The following is an 18,429-nucleotide window of genomic DNA, read 5'->3' on the forward strand; positions in this document are numbered from 1 at the left end:
GCCGAATGACTTCAAAGCCATACGTGCTCTTGTCAAAGTAGCCCGGCGTGTCCTGTCAATCTTCTCTGCATCTCGACAGTTGTCGTTGGTCGAACCGGCGCTACTTTGCGCTCCCGCCACCATCCTTGGTGTTCGCCGCGCAGACGGCAGGCAGGATGAGCGTGTCGATGACTCTGCGGACGAACTTCGCGTCGACGGTTTGACCGCTGATGACCCGCATCAGCCCCATTCCCGTCAAGGTGTCGGCGATAAGGGTCCAGTCCCCGTCGGGTGCGACCTCGCCGCGGGCGGCGGCCTGTCGGAGGATGGCCGTCACCACGCGCCTGCCCTTGAGCAGCATCAACTCGTCGAGGGCCGATGCGAGCTGCTGATCGTGCATCGCCTCCATCGCCACTCGCAGCACCAGATCGCTGGAGATCAGGTCGTCATCGGCGCGCGCTACACGTTCAACCACCGCGTCGAAGTCACCGGCAAGGCTGCCTGTGTCCGGGGCATCGTCGTCGATGAGGTCGGGCCGCCAATACACAAGCGCATCGGTCATCAACGCGGCCTTCGACGCCCAGCGGCGGTATATCGCCGCTTTACCAACACCCGCTCGCGCGGCGATATCGTTCATATTGGTGTCGTTGTAACCGTTTTCGGCTAATGCGGCCAGCGCGGCGTCGAGGATCGCGGGATCGCGGGATCGATCGAGCCGGCCTTGGGTGCGTTGGCGCAGTTTTGATTCCGTGTCTGACAAGCATTCCGCCGCGGCGACCAACCCCGCCGCCAGCTTGCCAGACTCGGTCACGGCTCTCACGCCCTCGCTGTCGCAAGGGGCGCAGTGTTGTCGTCGTCGACCGGAGTTGGCTCGGGTCCGCCACGGCCATGCCTGGTGATCTCAAAGGTGTTGAGCGGCCACCAGAACCAGCGGCCCAGCGCGGCGGCAATCGAGGGGGTCATGAACGCCCGCACGATCAACGTATCGACCACCAGGCCGATGCCGATGGTCATGCCGAGCTGACCGACCACGCGCAGGTCGGACACGATCATCGCCATCATGGTGAAGGCGAACACCAGGCCGGCCGCGGTGACGACGCGTCCGGTCGCCCCGATGCCACGGATGATGCCCGTGTTGAGCCCGGCGTGTATCTCTTCCCTGAAGCGCGAGACCACGAGGAGATTGTAGTCCGAACCCACTGCCAGCAGGATCACCATCGACAACGGGATCACGATCCACTGCACGCCCAGCCCGAGGATGTCCTGCCAGAGCAGCACCGACAAACCACACGCGGTACCCAAGGATGCGGCGACGGTGCAGACGATCACCAGGGCGGCCACCACACTGCGCGTGATCAACAGCATGATCGCGAAAATCAGGATCATCGCCGCGATGATCGCAATCATGAGGTCGGTGACGACGCCGTCCTGCATGTCGGCATACAGCGATGCCGTGCCGGCGAGTGAGACCTTGGCATTACTCAGCGGGGTGCCCTTGAGGGCATCTGCGACAACACCTTTGAGGCCCCGCACATGGTCGATACCCTCCACCGACGCCGGGTCGCCCTGGTGGGTGATGATCATCCGGACTGCCTTGCCATCGGGCGACATGAACATCTTCATGCCACGTTTGAAGTCGGGATTGTCGAACACGTCCGGTGGCAGATAGAACAAGTCGTCATTCTTGGCCTGGTCGAAGTACAGGCCGATCTCCGTCGCGCCTTTGGCCAGCTCCTGCTGCTGAGCCTGGGTGCCGGCCTGGGTGCTATGGGTCGCGATCATGAAGTCGCGCATCTTTGTCATCGAGGTGATGGTGTTCTGCAGCACCGGCAACATCTGCGGCAGCAAATGATCCAACCGATCCAAATCGGTGGTGAGGCCTTGTATTTGGTCGGCGAGGGCGTCGATTCCGTCCAGGGTGTCGAAGACTGACCGCAGTGAAAAGCAGATCGGGATGTCGTAGCAGTGCTTTTCCCAGTAGAAGTAGCTGCGAATGGGTCTGAAGAAATCCTCGAAATCGGCGAGGCTTTGCCGCAATTCGTTGGTGGTGTCCACCATCTCGTGGGTCCTGCCCACCATGCTGTGCGTGGTTTCGGTCATCTCCTTGGTGATGGTGTACATGCGTTGCATGTTGGCGATGGTCCGGCTCATCTCGTCGGCCTGTTCGAGCATCTGCGCCGAGTTGTCGTTGTTGAACTTCGCGGCCTGCAGGGTGCCGGCGTTTTGCGCGCCGAGCAGGAAGGGGATCGAGCTGTGCTCGATCGGTGCGCCCAGCGGGCGGGTGATGGTCTGCACCCGATCGATGCCCCGCATGCGAAAGACATTCTTGGCGACCTTTTCGATCACGAGCATGTCGGCGGGGGTACGCAGATCGTGATCGGCCTCGAGCATCAACAGCTCGGGGTTCATGCGGGCCTGGGAGAAATGCCGGTCCGCGACGCCCATGGCCTGGTTGGCGGGCATATCGGCGGGGGTGAACTTCTGGTCGTTGTACTGCGGCACATACGTCATCAGGGCGACGAAACCCACGACGGCGATCACGCAGGTCACCAGGACGATCGGGATAGGCCAGCGCACCACGGAGGTACCGACCTTGCGCCAACCCGGCGAGGAAACCACGTTGTGCTTGGGGTCGAGCAGACCGAACTTCGAGGCGACCGTCAGGATCGCCGGCGCCAGCGTCAGCGCTGCGGCGATGATCACCCCAACCGCGATCGCGCAGGGCAGACCCATGGTCTGGAAGTAGGGCAGCGTGGTCATGGTGAGGCACAAGCAGGCACCGACGATGGTCAGCCCGGAACCCAGGATGACATGCGAGACACCGCTGTAGGCGACATAGAACGCCTCTTCGGAATCGAGGCCTTTCGATCTCTCCTCGTGATATCGCCCGAGTAGGAAGATCACATAATCTGTCCCGGCGGCCAAGGCCAGCATGGTCACCATGCTCACCGCGTACGGGGTCAAGCCGATGATGTTCAGGTTGCCCGCCGTGGCCGTAATGCCCTGTGCGGCAAATAGTTCCAGGCCGATGATGACCATGGACACCAGCATCGTCACGACGGAGCGGTAGACGATCAGAAGCATCACAATGATGACGCCGACCGACACCAGCTCCATGATCGCCATGCTTTGGTGCCCTGCCACGCTGGTGTCGGCATTGAGCACGGTATTACCGGCGACATGGGCCTTGATACCCGGCGGCGCTGGTACCGACGCAACGATGTCACGCACCGCTGCCACCGACTCGTGGCTGGGCGTCGTGCCCTGGGGGCCATTGAGGAAGATCTGCACGTAGGCGGATTTGCCGTCCACGCTCTGAGAGCCCGCCGCGGTCAGCGGATCACTCCAGAAGTCCTGGACGTTCTGCACGTGCTGATGATCGGCTTCCAGCTTGGCGACGATCTTGTCGTAGAACTTGTGCGCCGCGTCGCCGAGCTTGTCCTTGCCCTCCAGCACGACCATCGCTGTGGAGTCGGAATCGTACTGCTGAAACACCTTGCCGATGTGCAGCATCGCCCGATACGAATCCGAATTGGTGGGGCTGATAGGCACTGAACGCGTCGCCGCGACGGCATCGAGCGACGGGGTCAAGATGCCCAGGCCCACCGCGACGAGCACCCAGAACACGATGATCGGTAACGAGAAGATCCGGACCATCCGACCAACGAACGGGCGGTGCGGCTTCGTGTGCATGTTGCTCATACGGATTTCACCAAGCAGTAGATGAACGGTTTGATGGCGTCGGTGCTCGCCCTGCTGTCACGCACCTGACCGTCGACGGTCACCTGACACCGAAGATCGTGGGTGTCCCGATCGCCCTGGGCCAAGATGTTGGCCGACATCGACGGCAGCGTCGTCACGATCGTGAAAGACCAGGGCAGCGGGGCGTTTTCGATGAGATGGGGTTGTCCGTTCTCGTCGAGGTAGTTCAGATTCGCGGTCCCGCCCGCCCCGGTGACCTCGTACCGGATGTGCTTCGGATTGAAGTTCGCGGTAATTCCGGATCCCTCCGCCAGATTCGGGCCGTGATGCCCGGTGGACTCGCGGATGCGGGTGATCGCGTACGCGCCTAGTGCCACGACCACCACCAGCAGCAGCGGGATCCAGAACCGTCTCAACACTCGAAACACCGCGTGCGTTCCCCCAGCTTTCGTTGCGTTCAGTCAGACGCCGGACAGCCCGGTTGACGCGAGAAGATGGCTGCCAACCGAAGCGAAACTCGGGTTCCGAGTCAGCGACGGTGGCTACGCTAACACCGTCGCGTCAACCACGCCAACCGACCCGGGGGGCGTTGACGGGGTGGCGAGCTGTGTGCGCAACGGAGCCGTGATCGCATGGCCTTCACGCCGTAGCCGGTCGATTGGCATCGCGTCGAGCGGCGCGTAAAGGAGTCGTCCACCGCCACGCAGGTTGGCAACCTACGGTGATGATCGCCGCGTAAATCTCGTCCGGTGGGTGCCCCCGGCGCGGCGCCGCCGTAGAAGACGGATTCAGGGACTCCAATTGTGGGGTAGGCTGAAGGGCGAATGTGTTCTGCATTCGCGAAAGTAAACGAAAGAAGTACAAGAGATATGACGCAAGGAACCGTGAAATGGTTCAACGGCGAAAAGGGCTTCGGCTTCATCGCCCCCGATGACGGCAGTGCGGACGTCTTCGTCCACTACTCCGAGATCCAGGGCGGTGGCTACCGCTCACTGGAGGAGAATCAGCGGGTTCAGTTCGAGGTAGGACAGGGCGCCAAGGGCCCCCAGGCCACCGGAGTGACCGCGGTCTGATCTTTACGTAATCTGTGGGCCGGCAAGGGATTACCCTTGTCGGCCCACAGATCGTTTACGGCCGGTGCCGCGGGCCCCGCGGCTCGGTCGAGAAGCTGCGCGACGTATTTGCGGCCCATGCCGCGGTGGGGCGCGCCGACCAATTGCACCCCATAGGTGCCGGCCCCAATCCTGGCCTCAATCGCGAACAGCCGGGTCGTATCATACTCGAAGTACTAATGTCCATCGAATTCTATTGGCAGAACGATGTTTTCGGCGACGCACTGGTTGAGCGGTGGAAGTTCGTCAAGGGTAGGACCATCCCTGATTCCGAAACCCGAGCAGCGGGATAGCGACGGAAGCTGTGCGACTGGTTCACTCTGGAGGCGGTGGTGCCTCGCCGCAATCGGTAAGCCTCGGCTGGGAAAACGTCACCGAGCCGACACCGCCGAGGGTCATCCCGTTGTCCGCGAGCGTCATGGTGGTCGTGTACGGGCAGGTCTGAATTCCAGTCAGCCCGGTCAAGAACTCGACTTCGTAGGCGTACAGGAACGAACGCACGAGCTGGTCGGCATTCCACGGCACATCCAGCGCGAAGCCGAGGGATGACGCCGAACGTGCTCCGAGGACCCGTGGTCCCACCTCGCCGATCCCTGGTGTCAGGCGGAACGGGGTTCCGTCCTGCTTCGTGCCCGACACACTGCCGCTGCGGATGCGGTAACCGGTGGCGCCCGAAGGTACGAGCGGGCCTCTCGGGATCTTGGTGCTGAACAGAATCGAGTAGTTCGTACCTCCGGCGATGGCCGTTGTGCTGAAACTCGTCGAGGTGAATTCCTGGGGTAGCTGCACCGCGCAGTTGCCGACCATGCCGGATGGATCGCTGCACTCCGAAGGCTCGGCCAACGCGGCGGGTACGACGAGCGCGGCGCCCACGACGGGCACCGATAACGCGGCGCCCCGCATGAACACCCGGCGGGAGAAAGCGTCGTTGATGATGTCGGTCAATGCGAGCGCCTCCTTCGTGTGTCGGCCGACGCTACCGCGATAGCCTAGTCCGGCAGCGACAATGGCGCGACCACCCGGGAGCGGTCAGTAATCCCAGACGGTCGGTACGCACCGAAAGACGTTGCCGGCGACCGCGACCCGGCACACTGACGGGAACGGCAAGTGGGTGGCCACCAGCGACTCGCCTGTCGAGGCCAACTCCCGCAGGAGACGCACCCGAACGCGGGCCGCCTCCTCGGGGTCGTGCTCGAATCCGTTGTGCCACTCGGGGTTTTCGAATCCGACCTGAAACACGGCGTCACCCGCGAATGTCAGCCGGTCGCCGCCCGAAGCCAGGCGGACCACACTGTGCCCGGGGGTGTGACCACCGGTGCGGGTGACGAACACGCCCGCCGCCACCTCGTAGTCCGTCTCGAACGTCCGGAGCCGGTCGCGGTACTCGTCCAGGAATCGCGAGGCGACCGAGCGAAGCACGTCCGGTATCGGCTCCGGCATGGTGGTGTGGGAGAAGTCGGGTGCCTCCCAGAAATCGGCTTCTGCGGCCGCCACGTGGATCCGCAGGTCCGGACGCAACCGGTCCTTCAGCCCTTCGGTGAGCAGCCCGCCCACGTGATCCATGTGCAGGTGGGTGAGCACCACGTCGGTCACGGATGCCAGATCGACACCCGCGGCCTCCAGTCGCTTCGCCGTTTGCCCCGCCCGCGGGAAGTCCGGGAACTCCAGCCCCAGCCCGGCGTCGACCAGGATGGTCCGGTCACCACTACGCACCACGACCACGTTCAGCGGCCAGTCGACCACCTCAGGCGGCAGGAAGTTATCGCCCAGCCAGCCTGCCAGCTCGGCGGGGGCGGCGTTGGTGGCCAACGTCGAGGTGGTTATCGGTAGCACCCCATCGCTGATCACCAGCACGTCAATCTCGCCGACCCGCACCGCGTAGCGCGACGGCACCAACTCGTCCGCCGGGGCCATCCGGGCGTCTGAGGCGTGCGCCAGGCTCATCTTCGTCTCCTCGATAGTTGAAGGGCGGACCCGAACGGGCCGGCGAGGAATGGTGGAAAATTCATGCCGGTCCGGGTCGCACGGCATGAGCTTCGCGTGTCCAGGCAGTCCTTCGCGCCCTTGAAAGTGCGTAGTCCGTGTCCCGGCGTGCGTAGTCGAACACGCGGCCTCTCGCAGGTTGATCACAACGAGGCCAGCCGTCCTGAACGAACACGCCCGCCTTGATGAGGTCGACCCCACGGTGTGCTATACAGATGTACAGCGAAGCCATTACTTCAGCGGAAGGACCGTCATGACCAACGGCGACGAGCTCAAGCAACTGCAGCAGCGGGTGCAGTACCTCGAGGATCGCACCGCCATCCTCGACTGCGTGATGAACCAGTCCCGTGGGCATGACCGCCACGACACGGAACTGATGGGCAGCGTCTATTTCGAGGACGGCGTGGACGAACACGGCCCGACCGTGAAACTCGGCCCCGAATACGGGGATTGGGCCAACAACGCGCACAGCATGGTCTTCGAGGACCACCTGCACAACATCACCACCCACACCTGTGAGATCAATGGCGACGAAGCCCATGCGGAGAGCTATGTCATCGGGGCGATGCGGGCCAAGGGCGGCAAGATCGTGTCGCTGATGGGCGGCCGTTACCTCGATCGCCTCGAGCGCCGCGACGGGGTCTGGAAGATCGCGCTGCGCCGCTGCACCCTCGAGTGGATGATGAGCGGCGATTCCTCGGTGATTGCATCGGGCGCCGTCAAGGGCTTCATCAAGGGCAAGTGGGACCGCACCGATCCCTCCTACGCCCGTCCGCTGACGATCGAAGACGTCCCCGCCGAACGGTGGTGAACCTCAGCGACGAGGTAGATCGCCTCGGTTGGAATCCGGTCTGTGGTTACAACCCCAGCAGACCTCGCGTCTCGCCTGTGTCTCAGACACCTGCGGGGCCGGGCCCGCCGTGCATGTACAGCGTCTGGCCCGAGCAGTAACTGGACGCATCGGAAGCGAAAAACAGTACCCCGTAACCAATCTCATCCGGCTCGGCAACGCGACCCGAGGCGTTGGTCTGTCCGATCACGTTGACGTCGAAGCCCTGACGCTCTGCGTCGGCTTCTAGGCCGGGCGTGCGGATGGCGCCGCAGGCGATGCAGTTGACCCGCACGCCCTTGCGGGTCCAGGCCGCGGCCATCGAGCCGGTGAGGTTGTTCAGCCCGGCCTTCGCGGCGGCATACACCGGCGCCTGGGGCATGGCCAACAGGCCGGCGCCGGACGAGATGTTGACGACGGCGCCCTTGCCCGCGGCGATCATCGGCTTGGCGGCCGCGCGCGACAGATACCACGCACTGGACAGGTTCAGGTCCAGCACCCGATGCCACTCGTCGTCGGTCCACTTCATCAGGGATTTGGTCTCACCGCCACCGGCATTGTTCAAAAGCACATCCAGGTGGCCAAATTCGGCCAGCGTCGTATCGACGAGGGACTGGCACGCCGCGGCATCGGTCACGTCGGTCGGCACGGCCAGTGCCCGCCGTCCCAGTACCTCGATCTCGGCGGCCGTGGCCTTCAGCGGCTCCTCCCGCCGTCCGGCGAGCACGACGTCGGCGCCGTATTCGGCCAGGACCAGTGCCGAAGCCCGGCCGATCCCAGTGCCGCCGCCGGTGATGACGGCAACCCGCCCCTGCATCGAGAACCTGTCGTCCACAACACCACTTCCCATCGTCGCGACCGGCAACAGACGCAATACGACTGTACAACATCAGCGAAATGCGGCCGCCTTGTCTACGGCGTACGTATCGCTGTACATTCGTACAGCACCCACCCAATGTCGGTGCGGCAAGGAGCGTGTCTGAGATGAGCCGAGTGGCGGTGGTGACCGGCGGCGGATCGGGCTTGGGTCGGTCGATCTGCACGATGCTCGCTGCCGACGGGCACCGGGTGGCCGTCCTTGATCTGAACGAGGAGGCAGCCACCCAGGTCGTCGCCGAAATCCACGAGGCGGGAGGCAAAGCCGTCGCGGCCGGTGTCGACGTATCGGAGGAAGCGTCGGTTCACGCCGCGTTCGACACGGTGCGAGCACAGTTCGGCCCCGTCGAGATCCTGGTGACCAGCGCGGCCATCGGCGGGTTCACGCGGTTCGACCAGATCACCCTGGCGGAGTGGAATCGGTTCCTCGCGGTGAACCTGACCGGCACCTTCCTGAGCCTGCAGGCCGGCCTCGCGGACATGGTCCCCGCCGGATGGGGGCGCATCGTCACCATCTCGTCGGCGGCCGGCCAACAGGGCGCGCCACGTCAGGGCCATTACTCGGCCACCAAGGGCGGGGTGATCGCGTTGACGAAGACCGTCGCGCGGGACTACGCCGGAAAAGGCGTCACCGCCAACACCATTCCGCCATTCGCGATCGACACCCCGATGCTGCGCGAACAACAGCGGCTGGAAAAGCTGCCGCCGACCGAGTACCTGACGCGGGCGATTCCCGCCGGCCACCTGGGCTCGCCCGAGGACGTCGCCGGATTGTGCTCCTACCTGTGCACCGACGCCGCGGGCTACATCACCGGCCAGGTGATCGGCGTCAACGGCGGTGCCGTCATCTAGGCCGAATGCCAAACGAATCGCGCCGCTCGGCAATAACTTTGGAGGCAGCAGATGGACGACCTGTACTACGATCCCTGGGATGTCGAGATCGACCTCGACCCCTACCCGACGTATCGCCGGCTTCGCGACGAATCCCCGCTCTATTACAACGAGCGGCACAACTTCTGGGGCATCAGCCGCTACGCCGACGTCGACGCGGCGCTCAAGGACACCACTCGCCTGAGCTCGGCCAAGGGCGACATCCTCGAAGTCGTGCTCACCGATCCGGTGATCCCGGCAGGCGTCTTCATCAATGAAGATCCCCCGGTGCACACCATCCACCGCGCCATCGTGTCGCGCGCATTCACACCGAAGAAGATGCGCGCCATCGAGGACAAGGTGCGCGCGTTCTGCACCGCCTGCCTCGATCCGCTGGTTGGCGGTGAACGCTTCGACTTCGTCCAGGACCTCGGGGCCGAACTCCCGATGAAAACGATCGGGATGCTCGCCGGCATCCCGGATTCCGAGCAGCCCGCGGTGCGCGCCCACGCCAACGCGGTGCTGCGCAACGAAGCCGGCAAGCCTATGCACGTCGACAAGGAGCACTACTTCACCGGCGAGATGTTCGGCGAATACGTCGAGTGGCGCGAGAAGCACCCGTCCGAGGACCTGATCACCGAGCTGCTGAACGTCGAATTCGACGACGAAACCGGAACTACGCGCAAGTTGACCAAGCAAGAGCTGGTCATCTTCCTCGCCGTCGTCGCCGGCGCCGGCGTCGAGACCACCGGTCGGCTGTTCGGGTGGATGGGCAAGGTCCTCGCCGAGCACCCCGACCAACGCAAGGAACTCGCCGAAGACCACTCCCTGATCCCGACGGCGATCGAGGAACTGCTGCGCTTCGAGCCGCCCGGGCCGCACGTCGCGCGCTACGTCGCGACCGAGGATGTCGCGTTCCAGGAGCAGATCGTGCCGGCCGGCAGCGCGATACTGCTGATGCTCGCCTCGGCCAATCGCGACGAACGGCGCTTCGAGGACCCCGACCGGTTCGACATCCGCCGTAAGCCTGGCGGACACCTCACCTTCGGTCGCGGCGCCCACTTCTGCGTCGGCTCACCACTGGCCCGCCTCGAGGGCCGCGTCGCGCTCGAGGAGGTGCTCAAGCGATTTCCCGAGTGGACCATCGACATGGACAACGCGCGTCGTTCGCGCACTTCGACCGTCCGGGGCTGGGACTCCATGCCCGCGATCGTCGGCTGACCCGACAGACAGGAGAACTCTCATGTCGTCCGCACCGTGCGTGGCCGTCGTGACCGGAGCCAGCCGCGGCGCCGGAGCCGGCATAGCCCACGCCCTCGGACAGCACGGCGCCACCGTGTACGTCACCGGCCGCAGCGAGAACGCCGGCGACGCCGCCCTGCCCGGCACGATCCACCGGACGGCCGAAATGGTCAGCGCCGCAGGGGGACAGGGCATCGCCGTGCGTGTCGATCACGGCGACGACGAACAGGTCAAGGCGTTGTTCACCCGGATCGAGCAGGAACAGGGCCGCATCGACATCCTGGTGAACAACGCCGCCCTCATCCGCGACGAAATGATGGGGCGCACCAAGTTCTGGGAAGAGCCGCTCAATGTCATCGACACCCTGGATGTCGGCGTGCGCAGCAGCTACGTCGCCACCGTCTATGCCGCACCCCTGATGCTCCCGCAGCGACGCGGCCTGGTGGCCTTCACCTCCTCGTCGGGCTCGGTGCACTATGCCTTCGGACCCGCCTACGGAGTGCCGAAAGCCGCCGTCGACAAGATGGCCGCCGACATGGCCGTCGACTTCAAAGACACTGGGATCACGACGGTATCGATCTGGATGGGATCGCTGCTCACCGACCGCGTCCGCGCCATCATCGCCAACAACCCCGAGAAATTCGGGCACATCCTCGACAGCGCCGAAACACCCGAGCTCACCGGACATGTGATCTGGGCGCTCTACAACGACCACCAATGCATCGAACTCAGCGGCCAGACGCTCATCGGCGCGGAACTGGCCGTCAAGTACGGCATCCACGATGAAGACGGCCGGCAACCACCCTCCTACCGCGACCTGTTTGACGTCCATCCACACACCCAGTGTGCGCACGTGATGCGCTAGCCCAAGCGGCACCGCGGTGTCGCTATGCAGTTGCGCTGCGCCCTGATTCGATCCGGCTTCCCTGGAGAAGTCCGCCCTGAACGCTACGGTGAACGCCGTTGGGCGGTCTTACGTTTCGGCGCTGGGGCCGGTTCGATCGAGTCCAGGTACTTCTCGAAGGCGTTGGTGACTTCCTTGTGGGCGGTCTTGACGCCGATGCCCTCTTCGAGGTTAAGGAACTTGGGCAGCCCGGAGATCAGCAGTTGCAGGGCGGGTAGCGAGAAGTGTCCACCCGGGCGTGCGCTCTTGCCGAATTTGGCGACGAGCGCATCGACCTGACGTTTGCGGTTGGCCTGGGTCACCGCGGCGATCTCGGCCTGGATGGATTTGCGGTGGTTGCCCAGAGCCATGAATTCCGTCATCAACGCGCCCGATGCCTCGGTACGGCTGAACTCCCACAATGCGCGGAGTGGATCATCGGGGCGCGATTCGAGCACTTTGTCGAGGAGCCGCCGGCTGCGTTCGGAATAGCGGCGGATCGCCGAGAGAAAAATGTCGTCGAGTGTCGGGAAGTAGTACTGGACCAGGCTGGGCGTGACCCCGGCGGCCGAGGCCAGGGCGCGGTAGGTCACGCTCGCGTATCCCTCGTCGAGCATCATTTTCTCGACATGGTCGAGCAGGGTGTCGCGGGTCTTGGACGTCTCGGCGCCCACACGCCGCGCGGATGCTGCCATGTTCTCCTCGTTCAGCCGGTTCGTTGTATTGTGACACCGGTGGCACGCTGTACAGGCGTACAGTGCCGGGCGATTCTGCGATTGCGGCGCGGGGGTCTTGCGCCGAAGGGGGGCGCCGTCGCCCGGTCACGTCAACCCGATCTCCCGCTGCATGCGGTGGCCGGCAACATCTCTCGGCAACTGGCCGCCGAAAATCTTCGCCAGACCCTTGCCAAGATCGCCGACCCGAGCTATATAAAAACTATGCCGCAAGGCATAGATAACCGATGCGAACAGACACCAGATGGGAGTGTTGGAGGTGACGACCATGTTGGTTCGTAGCGATCCGTTTCGTGACCTCGACCGCTTCACTCAGCAGCTATCGGGCACCGCGGCACGTCCGGCCGCGATGCCGATGGATGCCTGGCGCGACGGCGAGCAGTTCGTGGTCGAATTCGATCTGCCGGGAATCGATGAGCAGTCGCTGGACCTCGACATCGAGCGCAATGTGGTGACGGTGCGCGCCGAGCGCCCCGACGTCGATCCAAGCCGGGAGATGCTGGCAACCGAACGGGCGCGTGGGGTGTTCAGTCGGCAACTGGTGCTCGGCGACAATCTCGACACCGAACATATCGACGCGTGTTACGACGCCGGGGTACTGCGGTTACGTATCCCTGTGGCCGAGAAGGCCAAGCCACGCAAGATCGCGGTCGACCGCGGGGATAGGCAGCAGACCGCAATCAGCGCCTGATGGGCCGGTGCCATGCTGACAGAACGTGAGTTGGTGATGACGCACTGCGGCACCGGGACAGCGGCGCCCGGCACCGACGCCGAGGGATCACCAGGCCGGCAGACGGGGCTCTTGCCGGCCGATGATCCGGAGGTGGCGGTCCTGATTGCCGAGGTCGACGCCATCTTGTGCGCGGCGTCAGTCACCCTGCTTCGTCGGCCACCGGCGCCACCAGTGGCCGGGTGCGCCCTGCTTGGGCCCCGGTCACCTGGTCGGTCCTGGGAGGTATGCGCACCGCCATGGCGCGCGCCCGCGCCCAATGTGCGCGCCGTGCAGCGCAGCCCTCCGCGGCGACCGTCGGCCAAGCCCGGTAACACCAGGATGGAGAAAGGCAGGTGATGAGATCACAACGAGGATGAATGGGCCAGTCCGCCGGCCCGGGCAATTCCGTGGGCACTACCTCGATCCTGCACGGATGAGGTTCGGCCACTGCCATAGCCAGGCGACTCGTCCGGGGGCGGGCGGCCCACCCTCACAAAGCCAAACATGTTGACAGTCGGGGTTATTCATCAGTCGCGAAGGAGAGGGTAACCGTGATCGAACAAGCCATGCTCAACAGCCGTGCGCGCAGATACTTCGGTGCGTGGGACAGCTTTTTGCCGGTGGAGGCCGACCCCGCCGACTGGGCAGAACAGCAACTGTCGGTACCCCTGCCCGACGACGAATATCCCCATCTCGGTGGTGACCGCCGCGTCCTGATCTCGATGTCGGGCGGGGCCGACATCGACTGATATCGCATTGCGTTGAGGTCCAGCTTGTTTGAATCGGCAGGTTCCGTGCCTCACGACCTGGCCTGAGACTTGTTGTCCGGAGTGTGGCCGGCGTGTGACCCTCCCGCGACCGTGACGAAGGACGCTCATCACGTGACGGTAATCGCGGCGATCTGCGCGCTCACGACAGCGACGTGCATCGGCTACTACGTCGGCCGCCGTGCGCGCCCCACGCGGCCGAGCTGGAAGAAGCGCACCAGCAGGATCGCGCTGGGCAAGCTGGCGATCAACCTGGTCGCGGTGGTCACGGCACGCCGACTTCAGCAGAGCCTGCAGCTCGAGCGGATGTTCGCGAGTGGGCGAAGATCGAGACCGGTTGCCCCACTTGACCTTCTGCGGGGTAGCGTCGTGCGGATGCGGTCCTACTAGCCTGCCCGAAGCATGCACGCCGCATCGAACTCGCCACGACGAAGGAAGAGAGCTGGCATGGCTGCGCTGCAGGACAAGGTGGCATTGGTGACGGGCGCGTCGTCGGGACTGGGCGCGGAAACCGCCAAACTGTTCTCGCGGCAGGGCGCAACGGTTTTCGGCATCGGTCGCGACGCCGGACGCCTGGCCGGCGTCTTCGCCGACGTGGAACGCGGCCGCCACGCATCGGTGGACATCGCTTCGCCCCGGGCCTGCAGGGACGCGGTCGAGCAGTGCGTCAGCGAATTCGGCGGCTTAGACATTCTCGTCAACGTCGCCGGCAAACACCAGATGCGCCGCACGGAGTCGATGTCCGACGCCGACTGGGAGCAGGATGTCGCCGTCAACCTGAACGGCCCCTTCTTTCTCTGCCGGGCCGCGCTGCCCCACCTGCTGGAGCGAGGCGGAAACATCGTCAACGTCAGCTCGATCGCCGGTGTCGAGGGCCAGGCGTACTCGGCCGGCTACTGCGCCGCCAAGCATGGGCTGATCGGCCTTACCCGCGCGCTGGCCGTCGAATACACGGCGGATCGCCTGCGCGTCAACGCCGTGTGCCCGGGCGGGATGCTCACACCCCAAATCGAACAGTTCAGCGCCCCGGACAATCCGAACTACGACCTGATCATGCGCACGGCCTCCCCACGCGGCATGATGCAGCCGCTCGACGTCGCCAACGTGATCGCCTTCCTTGCCAGCGACGCCGCCGCGGCCATCCACGGCGCCGTCTATCGCGTCGACAACGGCAAGGGCGCCGGATAACGGTTGGGGCACGTTTCGGTCAACCGTCGACATGTCATGCGCCGCCACGGTTCTCGTGGCCGACAATTCGGGACATGAGGCAGTCGCGGGAGCCCGACGTTGGCGCGTGAGATCTCACGGCAGACGTTTCTGCGGGGCGCCGTCGGGGCGCTAGCCGCGGGGGCGGTGCTCGGCTCACCCCGTGCTTTCGCCGATCCCAGGCCGTCCGGGTGGGAAGGCCTTTCCACCGCGCTCGGCGGCAAGGTGCTGCTCCCGGACAGCCCCCAATTCGCCAGTGCCAAACAGGTTTTCAACACCAACTACAACGGGTCCACGCCGGCGGCCGTCGTCACCCCCACGTCGGCGGCCGACGTGCAGAAGGCGATGGCGTTCGCCGCCGCCCACAACCTCAAGGTCGCTCCGCGCAGTGGCGGGCACTCCTACATCGGAGCGTCGACCGCCAACGGGACCATGGTGCTCGATCTGCGCCAACTGCCCGGGGACGCCAACTACGACGCGGCCACGGGGCAGGTCACGGTGACGCCGGCCACCAGCCTCTACACGATGCACCGGACGCTTGCCGCGGCCGGCCGGGGCGTCCCGACGGGCACCTGCCCATCGGTCGGCGCCGCGGGGCACGCGCTGGGCGGCGGCCTGGGTGCCCAGTCCCGGCACGCGGGTCTGCTCTGCGACCAGCTGACATCGGCGTCGGTCGTGCTGCCCAACGGCCAGGCGGTCACCGCATCCGCGGCCAGCAACCCCGACCTGTTCTGGGCGCTGCGCGGCGGCGGTGGCGGCAACTTCGGTGTGACGACCTCGCTGACCTTCGCGACGTTCCCCACCAAGGACGTCGACGTCGTCAACCTCAACTTCCCGCCGGAGTCGTTCGCCCAGGTCCTCGTCGGATGGCAGAACTGGCTGCGCACCGCGGACCGAAACAGCTGGGCGCTGGCCGACGCCACCGTCGACGCGACGGGCACGCATTGCCGAATCATGGCGACCTCCCCGGCCGGATCCGGCAACAGCACGGCGGCGGCCATCACCCAGGCGGTCGGAATGCAGCCCTCCGGCACCGAGAACCACACCTTCAACTACATGGACCTGGTGAACTACCTGGCGGTCGGGAACCTCAACCCGTCACCGCTCGGCTACGTCGGCGGATCCGACGTCTTCGCCACCGTCAACGCGGGCGTCGCGCAGGGGATCGCCGCGGCGGTCAACGCCTTTCCCCGCGGCGCCGGGCGCATGTTGGCGATCATGCACGCGCTCGACGGCGCCCTTGCCACCGTGGCGCCGGGGGCGACGGCCTTTCCCTGGCGCCGGCAGTCGGCGCTGGTGCAGTGGTACGTCGAAACCGGCGATCCCGCGGCCGCGACGAATTGGCTCGGCACGGCACACCAAGCGGTGCAACAGTATTCGGTCGGCGGCTACGTGAACTACATCGAGGCCGGCCAGTCGCCGGCGCGCTATTTCGGCCCGAACCTGTCCCGGCTGAGCGCGGTGCGGCAAAAGTATGATCCCGGCCGGGTGATGTTCTCCGGGCTGAATTACTAGGCGGCGGGCAGGGCCCGCAAGTCGGTGATTAGACCAGCTTTGCACGGGGTACTTCCACTGCATCTGTGCGAATGAGGGGTTTGGTGAATGGCAGTGGAACACGGTCGCGCACGGTGCCCACGATGCATGGCATGGGCGCAGTACAGCTTTCTAGAGCGCGACGACAAGCTCGAGTATCAGGTCCGTTGCGATGCGTGCGGCAACCTCTACTCCGAAGTCACGACCGCGTCGACCGCCACGACGCCGGCCGCCTAGCCGCCCGACCTGCTGCGTTACGGAATTTAACCCTCGTGTAAAGTCGAGGACGCGAGCCAAGACGCCCCCAACCCGGAGTAGCGCCTAGTGCGCGCAAACGCCGTGCGGAACGCGTTGAAAGGGGCGGCGTGGACGACATTTTGGCGCGAGCCGGCATCTTCCAGGGCATTGCACCCGACGCGGTCGCCGCGTTGGCCCGCCACCTGCAGCACGTCTCCTTCCCGCGCAGGCGCACCGTCTTCGTCGAGGGCGAGGCGGGCGACGACCTCTTCGTGATCTTGGCGGGTTCGGTGAAGATCCGTCATCAGACCGCCGACGGCCGTGAAACCGTCTTCGCGGTGCTGGGCCCCGGCGACGTGTTCGGCGAGCTCGCACTGTTCGATCCGGGCCCGCGAACCTCGACGGTGATCACGCTGACCGAGGTGGAGACCGTCAGGATGGACCGCCACGCCCTGCGAACATGGATGGCCGAACGCCCCGAAATCGCGGAGCAGCTGCTACGGGTGCTGGCGCGTCGGCTCCGGCACACCAACAACACGCTGTGCGACTTGATCTTCACCGATGTGCCCGCCCGGGTCGCCAAGCAAATCCTCGATCTGGCAATGCGTTTCGGTACCAACAGCGGGGGACCGGTGCGCGTCGAGCATCACCTCACGCAAAAAGAGCTCGCTCAACTCGTCGGTTCCTCGCGCGAAACGGTCAACAAGGCGCTATCGGATTTCACCCAGCGCGGCTGGATCCGGCAGCAGGGCAAGGCCCTGATCATCGACCAGCCCGCGAAGCTGGCCCGCCGCGCACGGGCCTAGGTGATCGACCAGAATTCCAGCAGCGTCCGTAGCGTCGCGACCAGGGGAAGCGGCTGGTCCAGCATCGGGTGATGACCGGCTTCGGCCAGCTCGACAAACGGGCCCCTCAGCTGCAGGAGGGAGCGAATCCGTTCGGCCATGGCGGGCGGCACCAATCCGGCCTCGCAACGCAAATACCCTACGCGGCAGCGCATCGCGGCGAGCATGCTCTCCAGCGATTCCTCGTCAGCGGGCGTCGGATCGAGATACTCACCGCCGTAAATCGCCGGATCGAATTTCCAAACCCAGCCCCCGTCGGACTTGCGTACCGACTCCGCCGCGATATGCCGGCGGACATAGGGGAGGATCAACTCCTGCGACGGCACGGCCGTAAACCGGGCCAGGATCTCGTCTTTCGTCCGATATTCGGTGTGTTTGTGCCGGCGTAGGCGTTCTTCCTCCGGCGCACGCTCCCACAGCGGCGAATCGATCACCAACATGCTGTTGATCTGCCGGCTGTGGTGCATCGCCGTTGTGGATGCGACCCAACCGCCCATGCTGTGGCCGACGATGGTCGGCCTCCCGGCGGGGCCCGCGGCGGACGCGGCGGCCATCACTTCGCTCGCCCAGATCCGCAGGTCATAGTTGGCGCGCGACCCGCTGTCGCCATGGCCGGACAGATCCAGCGCAATCACCCGGTGGGTACGGGAAATGAACGGCGCGATGTGGTCCCACCAACCGGAGTGGGCTCCGCCGCCGTGGATCAGCACCACCGGCGGCTGGTCGGCGGCACCCCAAATGCGTAGGTGGATACGGCAGCCGTCGACATCGACCTCGCCGTGCTCGGGCTGTTGATCGAGTGCGGCAGTGAACCACGCCGGTGTAACGGGTAGCTGGCGCGAACGGGAGAACAGTTTGACCCTCCCTATTCGTGATGCAGGTCAGCCGCGCCGACGCCCCACTTTAACTGCAGCGGAAC

The 18,429-nt window shown here is 65.1% G+C and carries 21 protein-coding genes; 12 read left to right on the forward strand and 9 right to left on the reverse strand.

Annotated elements, in window-relative coordinates; genetic code table 11:
* Positions 1 to 100: 100 nt before the first annotated feature.
* Genes OCU_RS25405 through OCU_RS25415 form a run of 3 tightly spaced genes read right to left on the reverse strand, consistent with a single transcriptional unit; the run spans position 101 to position 4,100 of the window.
* Positions 101 to 790, reverse strand: coding sequence for a TetR/AcrR family transcriptional regulator (locus tag OCU_RS25405; protein ID WP_009952113.1), 690 nt, complete (start codon positions 788 to 790; stop codon positions 101 to 103).
* A 5-nt stretch (positions 791 to 795) separates the two neighbouring features.
* Positions 796 to 3,681, reverse strand: a complete 2,886-nt coding sequence (locus tag OCU_RS25410; RefSeq protein WP_009952112.1) for an MMPL/RND family transporter — start codon at positions 3,679 to 3,681, stop codon at positions 796 to 798.
* Positions 3,678 to 4,100, reverse strand: coding sequence for an MmpS family transport accessory protein (locus OCU_RS25415; RefSeq protein ID WP_009952111.1), 423 nt, complete (start codon positions 4,098 to 4,100; stop codon positions 3,678 to 3,680). Before OCU_RS25415 ends, OCU_RS25410 begins: the two co-directional genes overlap by 4 nt.
* A gap of 450 nt (positions 4,101 to 4,550) precedes the next feature.
* On the opposite strand from OCU_RS25415, the gene OCU_RS25420 reads away from it, so the two are divergent.
* Complete coding sequence (locus OCU_RS25420) at positions 4,551 to 4,754, forward strand: cold-shock protein (RefSeq protein WP_009952110.1); 204 nt, start codon at positions 4,551 to 4,553, stop codon at positions 4,752 to 4,754.
* A gap of 354 nt (positions 4,755 to 5,108) precedes the next feature.
* Here the strand turns inward: OCU_RS25420 and OCU_RS25425 are convergent, their stop codons facing one another.
* Positions 5,109 to 5,738 (reverse strand): hypothetical protein, encoded by a 630-nt coding sequence (locus OCU_RS25425; RefSeq protein ID WP_008262709.1) that lies wholly within the window; start codon positions 5,736 to 5,738, stop codon positions 5,109 to 5,111.
* An 84-nt stretch (positions 5,739 to 5,822) separates the two neighbouring features.
* Positions 5,823 to 6,737 (reverse strand): MBL fold metallo-hydrolase, encoded by a 915-nt coding sequence (locus OCU_RS25430; protein WP_009952109.1) that lies wholly within the window; start codon positions 6,735 to 6,737, stop codon positions 5,823 to 5,825.
* A gap of 292 nt (positions 6,738 to 7,029) precedes the next feature.
* Between OCU_RS25430 and OCU_RS25435 the strand changes: the two genes are divergently transcribed.
* Positions 7,030 to 7,587, forward strand: coding sequence for a nuclear transport factor 2 family protein (locus tag OCU_RS25435; RefSeq protein ID WP_009952107.1), 558 nt, complete (start codon positions 7,030 to 7,032; stop codon positions 7,585 to 7,587).
* A gap of 82 nt (positions 7,588 to 7,669) precedes the next feature.
* Here OCU_RS25435 and OCU_RS25440 read toward each other — a convergent pair whose 3' ends face one another.
* Positions 7,670 to 8,440 carry an SDR family NAD(P)-dependent oxidoreductase gene (locus OCU_RS25440; protein ID WP_009952106.1) on the reverse strand — a complete coding sequence of 257 codons (771 nt, stop codon included), beginning with the start codon at positions 8,438 to 8,440 and terminating at the stop codon, positions 7,670 to 7,672.
* A 149-nt stretch (positions 8,441 to 8,589) separates the two neighbouring features.
* Here OCU_RS25440 and OCU_RS25445 point away from each other — a divergent pair, with 149 nt between their 5' ends.
* The 3 genes from OCU_RS25445 to OCU_RS25455 are packed head-to-tail and all read left to right on the forward strand — an operon-like array spanning position 8,590 to position 11,458.
* Positions 8,590 to 9,333, forward strand: coding sequence for an SDR family NAD(P)-dependent oxidoreductase (locus OCU_RS25445; RefSeq protein WP_009952105.1), 744 nt, complete (start codon positions 8,590 to 8,592; stop codon positions 9,331 to 9,333).
* A gap of 51 nt (positions 9,334 to 9,384) precedes the next feature.
* Positions 9,385 to 10,572, forward strand: a complete 1,188-nt coding sequence (locus OCU_RS25450) for a cytochrome P450 (protein ID WP_014378781.1) — start codon at positions 9,385 to 9,387, stop codon at positions 10,570 to 10,572.
* 22 nt (positions 10,573 to 10,594) lie between these two features.
* Positions 10,595 to 11,458 (forward strand): SDR family NAD(P)-dependent oxidoreductase, encoded by an 864-nt coding sequence (locus OCU_RS25455; RefSeq protein ID WP_009952103.1) that lies wholly within the window; start codon positions 10,595 to 10,597, stop codon positions 11,456 to 11,458.
* 83 nt (positions 11,459 to 11,541) lie between these two features.
* On the opposite strand, the gene OCU_RS25460 is transcribed toward OCU_RS25455, so the two are convergent.
* Positions 11,542 to 12,171 (reverse strand): TetR/AcrR family transcriptional regulator, encoded by a 630-nt coding sequence (locus tag OCU_RS25460; RefSeq protein WP_008262744.1) that lies wholly within the window; start codon positions 12,169 to 12,171, stop codon positions 11,542 to 11,544.
* A gap of 126 nt (positions 12,172 to 12,297) precedes the next feature.
* Positions 12,298 to 12,480, reverse strand: a complete 183-nt coding sequence (locus OCU_RS50035) for a hypothetical protein (RefSeq protein WP_014378783.1) — start codon at positions 12,478 to 12,480, stop codon at positions 12,298 to 12,300.
* Between OCU_RS50035 and OCU_RS25465 the strand changes: the two genes are divergently transcribed.
* The 7 genes from OCU_RS25465 to OCU_RS25490 all read left to right on the forward strand — a co-directional run bounded on the left by OCU_RS25465 (position 12,479) and on the right by OCU_RS25490 (position 17,471).
* Complete coding sequence (locus OCU_RS25465) at positions 12,479 to 12,901, forward strand: Hsp20/alpha crystallin family protein (protein WP_014378784.1); 423 nt, start codon at positions 12,479 to 12,481, stop codon at positions 12,899 to 12,901. The genes OCU_RS50035 and OCU_RS25465 overlap by 2 nt on opposite strands.
* A gap of 572 nt (positions 12,902 to 13,473) precedes the next feature.
* A complete protein-coding gene (locus OCU_RS25470; RefSeq protein WP_014378785.1) occupies positions 13,474 to 13,671 on the forward strand; it encodes a hypothetical protein in 198 nt (65 codons plus the stop codon).
* A 132-nt stretch (positions 13,672 to 13,803) separates the two neighbouring features.
* Positions 13,804 to 14,079, forward strand: coding sequence for a hypothetical protein (locus tag OCU_RS25475; RefSeq protein WP_009952097.1), 276 nt, complete (start codon positions 13,804 to 13,806; stop codon positions 14,077 to 14,079).
* Positions 14,080 to 14,136: 57 nt separating this feature from the next.
* Positions 14,137 to 14,877 (forward strand): SDR family NAD(P)-dependent oxidoreductase, encoded by a 741-nt coding sequence (locus tag OCU_RS25480; RefSeq protein ID WP_014378787.1) that lies wholly within the window; start codon positions 14,137 to 14,139, stop codon positions 14,875 to 14,877.
* A gap of 99 nt (positions 14,878 to 14,976) precedes the next feature.
* Positions 14,977 to 16,410, forward strand: coding sequence for an FAD-binding oxidoreductase (locus OCU_RS25485; RefSeq protein ID WP_009952095.1), 1,434 nt, complete (start codon positions 14,977 to 14,979; stop codon positions 16,408 to 16,410).
* 126 nt (positions 16,411 to 16,536) lie between these two features.
* Positions 16,537 to 16,665, forward strand: coding sequence for a hypothetical protein (locus OCU_RS51760; RefSeq protein WP_014378789.1), 129 nt, complete (start codon positions 16,537 to 16,539; stop codon positions 16,663 to 16,665).
* A gap of 128 nt (positions 16,666 to 16,793) precedes the next feature.
* Entirely contained in the window at positions 16,794 to 17,471 is a 678-nt protein-coding gene (locus tag OCU_RS25490; protein WP_009952093.1) for a Crp/Fnr family transcriptional regulator, read from the forward strand.
* On the opposite strand, the gene OCU_RS25495 is transcribed toward OCU_RS25490, so the two are convergent.
* The gene (locus tag OCU_RS25495) at positions 17,468 to 18,364 is read right to left on the reverse strand and encodes an alpha/beta fold hydrolase (protein WP_162832309.1); all 897 of its coding nucleotides are present in this window, start codon (positions 18,362 to 18,364) and stop codon (positions 17,468 to 17,470) included. The genes OCU_RS25490 and OCU_RS25495 overlap by 4 nt on opposite strands.
* Positions 18,365 to 18,429 lie beyond the last annotated feature (65 nt).

The organism is Mycobacterium intracellulare ATCC 13950 (genome assembly GCF_000277125.1).
In the GTDB taxonomy this organism is placed as follows: Bacteria; Actinomycetota; Actinomycetes; order Mycobacteriales; family Mycobacteriaceae; genus Mycobacterium; species Mycobacterium intracellulare.

Excerpts from the sequence above, each read along its gene's own strand:
- OCU_RS25460 (WP_008262744.1), bottom strand. The coding sequence starts at position 12,171 with ATGGCAGCATCCGCGCGGCGTGTGGGCGCCGAGACGTCCAAGACCCGC.
- OCU_RS25430 (WP_009952109.1), bottom strand. The coding sequence starts at position 6,737 with ATGAGCCTGGCGCACGCCTCAGACGCCCGGATGGCCCCGGCGGACGAG.
- OCU_RS25450 (WP_014378781.1), top strand. The coding sequence starts at position 9,385 with ATGGACGACCTGTACTACGATCCCTGGGATGTCGAGATCGACCTCGAC.
- OCU_RS25410 (WP_009952112.1), bottom strand. The coding sequence starts at position 3,681 with ATGAGCAACATGCACACGAAGCCGCACCGCCCGTTCGTTGGTCGGATG.
- OCU_RS25480 (WP_014378787.1), top strand. The coding sequence starts at position 14,137 with ATGGCTGCGCTGCAGGACAAGGTGGCATTGGTGACGGGCGCGTCGTCG.
- OCU_RS25455 (WP_009952103.1), top strand. The coding sequence starts at position 10,595 with ATGTCGTCCGCACCGTGCGTGGCCGTCGTGACCGGAGCCAGCCGCGGC.
- OCU_RS25435 (WP_009952107.1), top strand. The coding sequence starts at position 7,030 with ATGACCAACGGCGACGAGCTCAAGCAACTGCAGCAGCGGGTGCAGTAC.
- OCU_RS25465 (WP_014378784.1), top strand. The coding sequence starts at position 12,479 with ATGTTGGTTCGTAGCGATCCGTTTCGTGACCTCGACCGCTTCACTCAG.
- OCU_RS25420 (WP_009952110.1), top strand. The coding sequence starts at position 4,551 with ATGACGCAAGGAACCGTGAAATGGTTCAACGGCGAAAAGGGCTTCGGC.
- OCU_RS25445 (WP_009952105.1), top strand. The coding sequence starts at position 8,590 with ATGAGCCGAGTGGCGGTGGTGACCGGCGGCGGATCGGGCTTGGGTCGG.
- OCU_RS51760 (WP_014378789.1), top strand. The coding sequence starts at position 16,537 with ATGGCATGGGCGCAGTACAGCTTTCTAGAGCGCGACGACAAGCTCGAG.
- OCU_RS50035 (WP_014378783.1), bottom strand. The coding sequence starts at position 12,480 with ATGGTCGTCACCTCCAACACTCCCATCTGGTGTCTGTTCGCATCGGTT.